At 64.1% G+C, this 11295-nt stretch carries 11 protein-coding genes; 4 read left to right on the top strand and 7 right to left on the bottom strand.

Annotated elements, in window-relative coordinates:
- Positions 1-101 precede the first annotated feature (101 nt).
- The gene (locus FFS68_RS15660) at positions 102-1457 is read right to left on the bottom strand and encodes a porin (RefSeq protein ID WP_137754130.1); all 1356 of its coding nucleotides are present in this window, start codon (positions 1455-1457) and stop codon (positions 102-104) included.
- A gap of 211 nt (positions 1458-1668) precedes the next feature.
- On the opposite strand from FFS68_RS15660, the gene FFS68_RS15655 reads away from it, so the two are divergent.
- Together FFS68_RS15655 and FFS68_RS15650 are read left to right on the top strand one after the other, a co-directional pair.
- Positions 1669-2571: an SDR family NAD(P)-dependent oxidoreductase gene (locus tag FFS68_RS15655; RefSeq protein ID WP_137754129.1), complete on the top strand. Its 903-nt coding sequence runs from the start codon at positions 1669-1671 to the stop codon at positions 2569-2571.
- A 234-nt stretch (positions 2572-2805) separates the two neighbouring features.
- Complete coding sequence (locus FFS68_RS15650; protein WP_137754128.1) at positions 2806-3879, top strand: hypothetical protein; 1074 nt, start codon at positions 2806-2808, stop codon at positions 3877-3879.
- On the opposite strand, the gene FFS68_RS15645 is transcribed toward FFS68_RS15650, so the two are convergent.
- The 6 genes from FFS68_RS15645 to FFS68_RS15615 form a co-directional block, all read right to left on the bottom strand.
- A complete protein-coding gene (locus FFS68_RS15645) occupies positions 3857-4204 on the bottom strand; it encodes a DUF2794 domain-containing protein (RefSeq protein WP_137754127.1) in 348 nt (115 codons plus the stop codon). The two genes, FFS68_RS15650 and FFS68_RS15645, sit on opposite strands and share 23 nt — an antisense overlap.
- Positions 4204-4914, bottom strand: coding sequence for a serine O-acetyltransferase EpsC (epsC, locus tag FFS68_RS15640; protein WP_137754126.1), 711 nt, complete (start codon positions 4912-4914; stop codon positions 4204-4206). Before epsC ends, FFS68_RS15645 begins: the two co-directional genes overlap by 1 nt.
- An 83-nt stretch (positions 4915-4997) precedes the next feature.
- Positions 4998-5633, bottom strand: coding sequence for a hypothetical protein (locus tag FFS68_RS15635; protein ID WP_137754125.1), 636 nt, complete (start codon positions 5631-5633; stop codon positions 4998-5000).
- Between the two features lie 106 nt (positions 5634-5739).
- Positions 5740-7143, bottom strand: a complete 1404-nt coding sequence (locus tag FFS68_RS15625; protein WP_137754124.1) for a pyruvate dehydrogenase complex E1 component subunit beta — start codon at positions 7141-7143, stop codon at positions 5740-5742.
- A 1-nt stretch (position 7144) separates the two neighbouring features.
- On the bottom strand, positions 7145-8215 hold the full coding sequence (pdhA, locus tag FFS68_RS15620) for a pyruvate dehydrogenase (acetyl-transferring) E1 component subunit alpha (RefSeq protein ID WP_137754123.1): 1071 nt from the start codon (positions 8213-8215) through the stop codon (positions 7145-7147).
- A gap of 97 nt (positions 8216-8312) precedes the next feature.
- Entirely contained in the window at positions 8313-9518 is a 1206-nt protein-coding gene (locus FFS68_RS15615; RefSeq protein ID WP_137754122.1) for a recombinase family protein, read from the bottom strand.
- 331 nt (positions 9519-9849) lie between these two features.
- Between FFS68_RS15615 and FFS68_RS15610 the strand changes: the two genes are divergently transcribed.
- A complete protein-coding gene (locus FFS68_RS15610; protein ID WP_249340194.1) occupies positions 9850-10512 on the top strand; it encodes a DUF4331 family protein in 663 nt (220 codons plus the stop codon).
- Complete coding sequence (locus tag FFS68_RS18225; protein WP_137754120.1) at positions 10512-11276, top strand: DUF4331 family protein; 765 nt, start codon at positions 10512-10514, stop codon at positions 11274-11276. Before FFS68_RS15610 ends, FFS68_RS18225 begins: the two co-directional genes overlap by 1 nt.
- Positions 11277-11295: the final 19 nt, after the last annotated feature.

Here is an 11295-nt window from a genome sequence, read left to right as displayed (position 1 = left end):
GGGGAGGGGGACCCCCGCCTGCGGCGGCGGTCCCCCTCCCCATCGCAAGTCGATGGGGAGGATATGCAATGTCCACTTCCCACCCCGAAACCGCCCCTCGATCAAAAATCGATCTGCGTCCTGAGGCCAAACGTATCCGCCGTATAATCGCGGTCCCCGGTCGCGGTCGCGATGCGGGCGTCGTCGATCCACAGTTTGCCGTAATTGGCGGTGATGCGGATATAGTCGATCGGTGCCCATACCAGCCCGATCAGCGCCGCCTGTTGCCGTCCGCCGACAATCGCGCCGTCGCTGAGGTCGAGATGGTCGTAGCGCGCGTTGACTTCGATCGCGCCAATGCCGCCGGCGGTGATCGGCTTGGTCGGTTTCAGCCGGTCGAACGCGCCGTCTTTATACCCGCGCGCGTCGCCGCCGGTCAGCACCATGCCGACCTCGGCATAGCCGCCAAAGAAGGTCGGGTCGGCGGCGCCCGTGCGCTTGACCTTGTGCCAATAGGCCTCGCCAGCTGCATGGAACGGCCCCGCAAGCACGGCCCCCTCCAGCCCAAGGCCGCGTTCGCTCGCGACGTCGATCAGCCCGGTATCGACCAGACGCACGTCGGTCGTGTGAACGAACGGTCGCGCACGGTAACGGATGACGGTCGCGGGATCGTTCGGATCGCGCCAATGCCCCGAGGCCGCCAGATGTAGCTGCGTATCGCCCAATTTGGGCATGAAGACGGCGCGCCCGTCGATGCTCAGGCTATGGTTGCTGTCGGTCAGATCGGCGGCGTTGTCGCCGAACACCCCGCCCTGCAGCAGCAGCGCCTTGCCCTTATATTGCGCCGACAGTCCGACGCGGCGCTCGAACCCGAACGCCTGCACGAACGCGGCGCGCTCCATGAAGCTGGTGAACAAGTCGCTCGTCATGTCGTCGAGCCCGTTGAACGGCTTGACCTGCCCTGCGGTGACCGTCAGCGGGCCGGTGCCATAGCTCAGATAGACGTCGGTCAGCTCGACCTCGCCATTCGCGATGTCGGCCTCGACCCGGTAAGAAATGCCCCCCGGGATCTTGCCGTCGACGCCCAGATAGACGCGGCGGAATTCGGTCGCGGTGCCGCCGCGGATGCCGGTCACGCCCGCGGGCGTATCGACCCCGGCCAGATCGACCTGAACCCGCCCGCGCGGCTTGAAGCTCCAACCGTCGGCGGTCTTGATTTCAGGCGCGCCCTTCCAGCTGATCTCGGTCGCGGGCTTCGCGGTCACCGACGGCGGCACGGGCGTCGGCGCCGGAGCGGGCGTCGGCTGTGCAGTCGCGGCATCGAGCCGCGTTTCGAGCGTCTGCACCTGTGCCTTCAACGCCGCCAGTTCGGCGCGCAGGGCGGCGGCTTCCTCTGACGTCATCGCCTGCGCATGGGCGGCCGAGGGCAGGCAAAACATCGACGTCGCCAGCAGGGCGGCGGTCAGGGCGTGACGCATGAGGGGTTTGCTCCGTTGCGAAAGGTGACAATCTGGTGGCGCTGTTATGACGAGTAAATGACAGTTACGCGTCATCAAGATGACATTTCTGTTGCAGTCGACATTTTTTCCGGTCGCGCGCCACCCCCTTGCCTGCCAAGCGTGAACGGCTAAGGACGTCTCAGTTTTTTCGGGCAACCTTTCTTGAGGCGGCCCCATCCGGGAGACCATCATGACGATCAAATTTGACGGGCGCGTTGCTATCGTTACCGGCGCCGGCGGCGGCCTCGGCCGCGCCTATGCGCTCGAACTCGCACGGCGGGGGGCCAAGGTCGTGGTCAATGATCTGGGCGGCTCGCGCGACGGCACCGGCCATTCGGACGCGGCGCTGCAGGTGGTCGAGGAAATCAAGGCGTTTGGCGGCACCGCGATGTCGAACGGCGGCAGCGTCACCGAATATGACCAGATGGTCGAAATGGTCGCCAAGGCGAAGGAAGCCTGGGGGGGCGTCCACGTCCTGATCAACAACGCCGGCATTTTGCGCGACAAAAGCTTTGCCAAGATGGAGCCCGCCGATTTCGACCTGGTGCTGAAGGTGCATGTCAGCGGCAGCGCCAATGTCACCAAGGCGTGCTGGGATCTGATGCGCGAGCAGGCCTATGGGCGCATCCTGATGACCGCATCGTCGACGGGCCTTTACGGCAATTTTGGCCAGGCCAATTATGGCGCGGCAAAGCTGGGCCTCGCCGGGTTGACCAAGACGCTGCACCTGGAAGGCGCGAAATACAACATTCGCTGCAACACCATCGCGCCGGTCGCGGGGACGCGGATGACCGAGGACATCTTCCCCGCCGAATTGTTCGAGAAATTCACGCCCGAGAATGTCGTCCCTGCCGCGCTCTATCTGGTCAGCGAGGATGCGCCGACCAACATGATCATCGGCGCGGGCGCGGGTGCCTATCACGCCGCCTATGTCACCATGACCCCCGGCGTTGCGCTGGCTGAGGGTGACCGCACCCCCGAAGGCGTCGCCGCGGCGTGGGAAAAGATCATCGACCGGAGCGGCGAGATCGTGCCGCAGTCGGGCAGCGAACAGTCAATGAATGTGATGAAGGCGTTGATGGCGCTGGGGTGAGGTTCGATCCTCCCTGTGGCGAAGCCATGGCGAGGTGGCAGCGGCAGAGCCGCTGGCGGAGGGGCCATAGCGCAAACGTCGCCGCCCCTCCACCGCGCCTTTCAGGCGCGGTCCCCCTCCCCATCGCTTCGCGACAGGGAGGATAAAGCAACCGCCACACTGTATTGACACAGCAACACGCCCATGGCATAGCAATGGCGGGGCAAGGGGATCGGTCTAACAAGGACGACCCCGATGTATAGTGAAAGCGACCTGCAAGCTGCGGTCGATGCGAAGGTTTTGACACCGGAGGCCGCCACGGCGTTCCGGTCGCACATCGCGTCGGTCCGTTCCACCCCCGGTGCGGATGAGGAATCCTTCCGCCTGATCACCGGGTTCAACGATATTTTCGTCAGTATCGCGGCGGTCATCCTGCTCGTCGCGGTCGCGTGGATCGGCCAGTCGATCCACACCGCGCTCGGCGGCGCCTTCGTCGCCCTGTCGGCGTGGTTCCTGGCCGAATATTTTACCCGCAAACGCCGTATGGCGCTGCCCAGCATCGTCCTGGTCCTCGCCTTTTCGGGCGGTATTTTTGCAACGATGGTCGGGTTTCTTGTCGAACATGGCGAGGCGATTTTCGGCAATGATCCCGGCGAGACCGTCGGTGCGATCCTGATCGGATCGATGGCGCTGATCACCGCGGCGGCGACATGGGCGCACTGGCGGCGCTTCATGGTGCCGATCACCGTGGCTGCGGGCACCGCCGCGCTCGCCGCGACGGCGGTCGCGCTGGTGCTGTCGATCACCGGCATGCCCGAGCGTCCCGACGCGCTGGTGATGTCGCTGGTGCTGACCGCGGGCGTCGGCGTGTTTGCGCTCGCCATGTGGTGGGACCGCAGCGACCGGGTGCGCCAGACGCGGCGCAGCGACGTCGCCTTCTGGCTCCACCTGCTGTCCGCGCCGATGATCGCGCACCCGATCTTCCATCTGCTCGGGGTCACCGAGGGCAACAATATCGGCAGCGGCGCCGCGGTGATGGTGGTCGCCATCTATGTGCTGTTCGGCCTGATCGCGCTGGCGATCGATCGCCGCGCCTTGCTGGTGTCCGCCCTCGCCTATGTGCTGTTCGCGCTGACCCAGCTGTTCCGCGAATTCGGCGCGGTCGAGCTTAATGTGGCGCTGACCGCGTTCGTGATCGGTTCGGCGCTGCTGCTGCTGTCGGCCTTTTGGCAGAATGCTCGCGCGGTGGTGGTCGGTTTGCTGCCCGACAATCTGGCGAACCAGCTGCCGGCGACGACGCGCACCGTCAGTCTCCAACCAGCTTCATAAGTTTGCGTTCGACGGGGGCGAGTATGTTCGACAGCTCGTCCCCGCGCTTCAAAACCGCCCCGGCTTCGGAGACCAAGGCCCACATGCCTTGGCGGCTTCGCAAGGCGGGGCGTTTTTCGATGCGATATTCGGGGCGCTCGGCGGCACGGCGAAAGGCCGAGAAGATCGCGGCATCGCGGTGGAAATCCATCGCATAGTCACGCCAATGCCCCGCTGCGACCATGCGGCCGTAGAGATCAAGGATGCGCATCAACTCGGGGCGTTCAAAACCGGTCTGCTGCGACACCGTCTTTGTCGCGAACGGCAGAGGTGTCACTGTCCCCATCAGGCGCTTTTCCGGCTCCCCTTGCGCCGCGGCGCCTCATCTTCGGCATTCGCGTCGCGCTCGGCGATCAAGGCGGCGAGCTGTTTCTGCATCTGCTCGAGCTGGCATTGCAGCAGTTCGACCTTTTGCGTCGCGGGGTCGAACGTCTCGTTGCACGTCCCGTAAGGCACAAATTCGCGCGCATATTCGCTGGCGTCGACCAGCGTCGAGCGCGCCGGGATGCCGACCATCACCGCACCTTCGGGCACGTCCTTGGTCACCACTGCATTGGCGCCGATGCGCGCCCGCGCATGGACCGTGATCGGACCCAATATCTGGGCGCCCGATCCGACGATGACGTCGTCGCCGAGCGTGGGGTGGCGCTTGCCAGCGATGCCGTTGGTCGGATCGGTCCCGCCCAGCGTCACGCATTGATAGATGGTGACATTGTCGCCGATCTCGGCGGTTTCGCCGATGACCGCAAAACCATGTTCCAGAAACAGGTGACGGCCGATCTTGGCGCCGGGATGAATGTCGATCGCGGTCATCCAGCGCGACAGATGATTGACGAAGCGCGCGAGGAAAAACAGCCGCGCCTCGAACAGCCAATGCGCGATGCGGTGCATGCCCACCGCGACAAGCCCCGGGTAGAGAAGAATTTCCCAACGCGACCGCGGCGCGGGATCGCGCGCCTTGATCGAATCGAGATAGGCAATCAGCCCGTTGAACATCGAATGTCCCCTGCGACCCTATTTTGTACCGGACAAGATAGATGTTCGGGCGGCGCATTTCCACCCCCGGCGCATTTTTATCGTCAGCGGCCCAAAAGGCCGAGACGAAGCAGCAACAATCCCTCGCTGCGCCAGCGCCGTTCCCCATCGTGTCGGGCAATGGCGCCAGCCCAACAGTCGAGCATCAGCAGCGCCTTGTTGCCTTTGAACGATACGCGCGCTGGCGGCGGCAGGTTACGCGCCGCGGCGAAAAATTGCTGCGCATCGGCCGCGCTGTCCTGCAGCGCGGCGCCCCACAACAGCCCCCAGCGCGCGCCGCCGCCTGGCGGTCCGCCCGCCAGCGCGAACAGCGCGCCGCCAAACGCCATCGCCGCGGCGTGCCGCGCCGCCGCGTCCTCGGCGAGCAGCATCGCCTCGGCCGCATCGGCCAGCGTATCGAGTCCGCTTTGCCCGGCCCAGCTTGCCGCGAGTTCGGCGAGCAGGGGTTCGCCCTTTGGTAATGCATCGGGCTCATCCGCCAGCAGCGCCGCCATGTCGCGCCACCAGGCGAGCTTGATCTGCCCGATCAGCGGTTCGCGGGCGTCGAGCAGCAGCTTGGTCAACCGCTCGGCGAATGCCCACAGCGCCGCGATCGCCGCGCGCCGTTCGCGCGGCACCGCGACCATGATGCGCGGATCGCGCGCGTCGGGGTAAAGCCTAGCTTCGAGGTTGGCACTCATGCGCCGCGCGGTATCACTACACCATCGTCATTGCGAGCGAAGCGAAGCAATCCAGGGCGGGTTACGCCACTCTGGATTGCTTCGCTCCTCGCAATGACGACGGAGGTCAGCCGCGATTACGAACCGCCTTCACCGCCGCAACCACACGCGGCGCGTCAATCAGCGCCGCTTTCTCCAGGTTGGCGGCATAGGGCAGCGGCACGTCCTCGTTGCACACGCGCAGCACCGGCGCGTCGAGGTCGTCGAAGCCCTGCTCCATCGCGACCATCGCCAATTCGCTGGCGATCGAACAGACCGGCCAGCCTTCCTCGACGATCACCAGATGATTGGTTTTCTTGAGGCTGGCGAGCACCGTCGCGGTGTCGAGCGGGCGCAGCGTGCGCAGGTCGATGACCTCGGCGTCGATGCCTTCCGCGGCCAGCTGGTCGGCGGCTTCGAGCGCGAGCCCGACGCCGATCGAATAGCTGACGATCGTGACATCGCTGCCCGCGCGCATGATGCGTGCCTTGCCGATCGGCAGGACATGGTCGGGCAGGTCGGGCACATCGAACCCGCGGCCATAGAGCAATTCGTTTTCAAGGAAGACGACGGGGTCTTCGCTGCGGATCGCCGCTTTCATCAGTCCCTTGGCGTCGGCGGCATCATAAGGCGCGATGACGATCAGGCCGGGGACGCTGGCGTACCAGGGGGCGAAATTCTGGCTATGCTGGGCGCCGACGCGCGATGCGGCGCCGTTGGGGCCGCGGAACACGATCGGGCAGCGCATCTGGCCGCCCGACATATAGTTGGTCTTGGCCGCCGAGTTGATGATGTGGTCGATCGCCTGCATCGCGAAGTTGAAGGTCATGAATTCGATGATCGGCTTGAGTCCGCCCATCGCGGCACCCGCACCGAGTCCGGCAAAGCCATATTCGGTGATCGGGGTGTCGATGACGCGGCGCGCGCCAAATTCGTCGAGCAAGCCCTGGGTGACCTTGTACGCGCCCTGATATTCGGCGACTTCTTCGCCCATCACGAACACCCGGTCGTCGGCGCGCATTTCCTCGGCCATCGCGTCGCGCAGTGCTTCGCGGACGGTTAGGCGGACCATCGCGGTGCCGGCGGGGATTGCGGGGTCGGAGGCGCGTTCGGTGGGTGCCGCCTTCTCCGTCGTCCCAGCGGAAGCTGGGACCGCAGGCGTGGGAGCATTGGCGCTAACGGCCCCAGCTTGCGCTGGGGCGACGTCTTTGGCGGGCGCGGCAGCCGGCGCCGGAGCAGCCGCTTCTTCCCCCTCACCCGTGATCGTCGCAATCACGGTGCCGACCTTCACATTGTCGGTGCCCTCGGCGACCAGGATCTGGCCGACTATGCCTTCGTCGATCGCTTCAAATTCCATCGTCGCCTTGTCGGTCTCGATCTCGGCCAGAATGTCGCCCGACTTGACCGTGTCGCCTTCCTTGACGAGCCATTTGGCGAGCGTGCCTTCTTCCATCGTCGGCGACAGCGCCGGCATCTTCAATTCGATGGCCATCTCAATATTGCTCCACCAGCACGTCGGTATAAAGGTCGTGAAGTTCGGGTTCGGGCGCGCTTTCGGCAAAGTCGGCCGATTCCGCCACGATCGCACGGATTTCCTTGTCGATATCCTTGATCTTGTCCTCGCCGATCCCGGCGCCCTCCATGACCCTTTTCAGATGTTCGAGCGCGTCGGATTTATCGCGCACCGCCTGCACTTCCTCGCGGCTGCGATATTTGGCGGGGTCGGACATCGAATGGCCGCGGTAACGATAGGTTTTGAGTTCCATCAGCACCGGCCCCTTGCCCGCGCGCACCCATTCGAGCGCCGCTTCGGCAGCGCCGCGCACCGCGAGCACATCCATGCCGTCGACCTGCATGCCGGGGATGCGAAAACTTTCGCCGCGGCGATACAGCTGATCCTCGGCCGACGAGCGATTGACCGAAGTGCCCATTGCATATTGGTTGTTCTCGATCACGAAGATGATCGGCAGCTTCCACAGCTCGGCCATGTTGAAGCTCTCGTACACCTGCCCCTGGTTCGATGCGCCGTCGCCGAAATAGGACATCGCAACCCCGCCGTCGTCGCGGTACTTGTGTGCGAAGGCGAGCCCGGTGCCGAGCGACACCTGCGCGCCGACGATGCCGTGGCCGCCATAGAATTTATGCTCGACGCTGAACATGTGCATCGATCCGCCCTTGCCGCGCGAAATGCCGGCGGCGCGGCCGGTTAGTTCGGCCATGATGACTTTGGGGTCGATGCCGTAAGCGAGCATGTGGCCATGGTCGCGGTAACCGGTGATGACGCTGTCCTTGTCGCCGTCGAGCGCCGACTGCAGGCCGACCGCGACGGCTTCCTGACCAATATACAGATGGCAGAAACCGCCGATCAGGCCGAGGCCGTACAGCTGTCCCGCCTTTTCCTCGAAGCGGCGGATCAGCAGCATCTCGCGATAGAATTTCTCCAGCTCCGCCGGGGTCGCGTCATAGGGAATTGGATCGCGCGGTCCTTCGCGATTGGTCGCGGGCGCCGGGGTAGATGCGGTCTTTTTGGGCGCGGCAGTCGAACGCGCGGGTGCTTTGGCCAAGGGAGGTTTCCTTTGCATTTAGCCGTTACGGCAAGGCTCCCTATAGGGGCCGTGCGCCGGGTTTGGCAACGCCTCCATGGACGCAGCAGCGGTGCGATTACGAATGCAGCAAACACTGCCGACAACCAACTTCGTCATTCCCGCGAACCCGAGGCCACCGAGTTATAACTCGGCTGGCGTCGGGCGACGGGTTGTCGTTAGCGAAGTCGAGTATGCCCATCAACGACCCGTGAAGGGTAGCATGGATTTCGCCGCGCTTCGCGCCGGGATGCAGCACGATCTTTCCAACGAGCGCTCGAATGTCGCTCGAAGCATCGAGCCGCGTTTCCGGCTCAGCAAGTGTCTCGGTCAGCCGTTCCACCTTGCGTTGGTCGATTTCGGCGATGCCGGGATGGATGTCCGGAATACCCCGCGGCGCCTCGGCAAGGCGCGCGGCGACTTCGGCTTTTTCGCGCTCGAGCTCGGCCATGCGCGCCTTCATGGCGGGCTGGTATAGCCCGTCTTCGATCGCAGCCATGATGCCCGCAACGGCCTTGTCGATCTTCGCGAGTGCGCGCCGATCGGCATCGGCCTCAATCCGCCGCTCGCGGTTCTCGCGGTTGATGTGCGCCGAATAAGCCGCAACTGCCGCCTCGATCTTATCCGCCGACACCAGCCGGTCGGTCATGCCTGCCAGCGCCCTTCGCTCCAATACCTCGCGCCGGATCCTCCGACCGTTGGTGCAGGCACGACCGCGATGATGACCGGCGCAGCCATAGCGGTCTGTGACGACGATCGAACAAACACCGCCGCAGACGCCGCATTCAAGAAGGCCCGAGAGGAGATAGGCGGGCCGACCAGCACCGTGCAGGGCGCGCGCCTGTGCCGCTTCCTTGATCCTGGCATGGCGCTCGGCAAACGTCGCCTGCTGGCGCTTGACCGCTGCCCAGAGGCGATCGCTGACGACGCGAAGCTCGGGAACCTCGTTTCTGATCCATTCGGCTTCGGGGTTGAGGCGCGGGACGCTCTTGCCGGTGCTGGGGTCTTTCACGCTATGCTTGTGGTTCCAGACGCGAACCCCGACATAAAGCTCGTTGTTGAGGATGCCGGTCTCCCGGCGAATATCACCGCGGATGCTGGTATCGCGCCAAGCCTTGCCCGCTGGCCCCAATATGCCATCGGTATTGAGGTCGCGAGCAATCGCGATCGGGCTCTTGCCCGCCGCGAACTCGCGGAAGATGCGCTCGACGATCAGCGCCTCGGCGGGATCGATCTCGCGCTCGCCGCGCGCCAGTTCGCCTTCGCTCGTGAGGCGGCGGATCATACGATAGCCATAGCCCACCGCCCCAGCCGAGAAGCCCTTTTCGACGCGCCCGCGCAGGCCGCGATGGGTTGGCGCCACGACCAGTCGCGGCGTTTGGCCATCTGCAAATTGCGAACACCGACGACGTCAGTTGCGCCAATGCGGCTTTCTGTAATTTTTTCTGCGACCCCTGCATCCGCGCCAACCGCAGCACCGTAGCTGGGCCGAAATAGAACAAAACACGCTTTCTTCTGTTCAGGAAGAAGGGACGGTCGCGGTCGGATATCTCAACTGGACCCATTCCCTGCTGCTGAAAACATAGTCGTCGCAAACTACAGCAAGGAGCATGAAGGTGAGGAAGAAATACCAACTGCTGGTGGGGGCAGGCGTTCTCGCGTCCGCCGGCGCCATAGCCCTGATTTTACCCGGCCAGTTCCTGACGGCGGCCGATCATCTCGATCCACCGGCACTGACCGATCCAGCCGTCGATATGACGCCCGACCGGCCCGCGGATATCGCCGACCTCTACGCATGGCATACCGATTCGTCGGTGATCATCGCGCTGACGTTCGCCGGTCCCCAGGCCACGTCGCGGCCGGCCACTTATGATCGGGATGTGCTTTACACGGTCAATATTTCCAACGCTATGCCCCGCACCACGGCCGACATTCCCATCCGCGTGCGCTTTGGCCCTGGTTCGGGCGATCAAGTCGGTGTCCAGGTCAGTGGATTGCCCGGGGTGACAGGCGATTTGACGGGTTCCGTCGAAACCGATCTGGCCAAAGATGGTGTCCGAGTGCGAGCAGGCTTGTTCGACGACCCCTTCTTCTTCGACTTGCAGGGCTTCCGCGACACGCGCGCGACGGGAACGCTCAGCTTCAACAAGGATCGCGATTTTTTCGCCGGCCAGAATCTTACCGCGATCGTTATGGAGATACCGCGCGACAGGATCGCCAATGGCAGCAATCTGATCGACATCTGGGCAACCACCGCCCGCTTTGGAGGACAGCTGTGATGCACCGGAAAAATCAAACGGCAGCTGCGGCTGCAAAAACTCGCTCTCTATCTAAAAAAGGGGGCTTAGCCAGTCTGGCTGTGCTCGCCGCCATCGGTCTCACGGCCTGCACCGATAGGGGTGACAATGGCGCTCCGCCTCCCATAACCGTCACGCCGACACCGAGTCCTGCGCCCACGCCCACACCTGCGCCAACCCCGACACCCACGAGCTTCGACGTAACATCCTGCCTCAATCAAACAATTCCAGGGACGGGATTCACGGTCGCGCAGGCGGTTGTGCCCGACACGTTGACGCTAACATTGTCGGCGGCTTCGGGATTTCCGAATGGTCGGCGATTGCCCGATCCGGTCATTGACGTCACGCTTGCCGTCATTTTCCTGGACCTGACACGGCATAGCCCAGCGCTGTTCGCCGGCTTGCCGGTGAATCCGTCGGCCAATGATCGGCCTTTTCGCACTTCTTTTCCCTATCTGGCGCCGCCACAAGGCTCACCGCCGCTGGCAGCGACGGGTGGATCGAGCTTCAATTTCCGGAGCGACGGCCCATCGAGCTATGTTCGGGTCGACCGCATGGGTATGCCTGCTGTCGCGACCGCACTCATCGGAACGTCAGCCAAGACGGCTTATAATGCCGCCGACCCGGTGAATGACGCCAACGGCGATTTTGTTCCCGAGCTCACGTCCCAGCTCACTGGCTTGACCAATGCGTTGGCGGATGACTTGACGGGGCTTGGCCTGACACCCTGCGCCAGGCCGCGCTGATGCCGCAACCGGCCAAGGA

The organism is Sphingopyxis sp. L1A2A (assembly GCF_005502465.1).
Classification (GTDB): Bacteria; Pseudomonadota; Alphaproteobacteria; order Sphingomonadales; family Sphingomonadaceae; genus Sphingopyxis.
The sequence above is the reverse complement of the archived record's forward strand: the minus strand, read 5'-3'. Positions and strand labels throughout refer to the sequence as shown.

Bases quoted from the DNA above. Each gene is read 5' to 3' on its own strand.
- FFS68_RS15660 (WP_137754130.1), bottom strand. From the start codon at position 1,457: ATGCGTCACGCCCTGACCGCCGCCCTGCTGGCGACGTCGATGTTTTGC.
- FFS68_RS15655 (WP_137754129.1), top strand. From the start codon at position 1,669: ATGACGATCAAATTTGACGGGCGCGTTGCTATCGTTACCGGCGCCGGC.
- FFS68_RS15650 (WP_137754128.1), top strand. From the start codon at position 2,806: ATGTATAGTGAAAGCGACCTGCAAGCTGCGGTCGATGCGAAGGTTTTG.
- FFS68_RS15645 (WP_137754127.1), bottom strand. From the start codon at position 4,204: ATGGGGACAGTGACACCTCTGCCGTTCGCGACAAAGACGGTGTCGCAG.
- epsC (WP_137754126.1), bottom strand. From the start codon at position 4,914: ATGTTCAACGGGCTGATTGCCTATCTCGATTCGATCAAGGCGCGCGAT.
- FFS68_RS15635 (WP_137754125.1), bottom strand. From the start codon at position 5,633: ATGAGTGCCAACCTCGAAGCTAGGCTTTACCCCGACGCGCGCGATCCG.
- FFS68_RS15625 (WP_137754124.1), bottom strand. From the start codon at position 7,143: ATGGCCATCGAATTGAAGATGCCGGCGCTGTCGCCGACGATGGAAGAA.
- FFS68_RS15615 (WP_137754122.1), bottom strand. From the start codon at position 9,518: ATGATCCGCCGCCTCACGAGCGAAGGCGAACTGGCGCGCGGCGAGCGC.
- FFS68_RS18225 (WP_137754120.1), top strand. From the start codon at position 10,512: ATGCACCGGAAAAATCAAACGGCAGCTGCGGCTGCAAAAACTCGCTCT.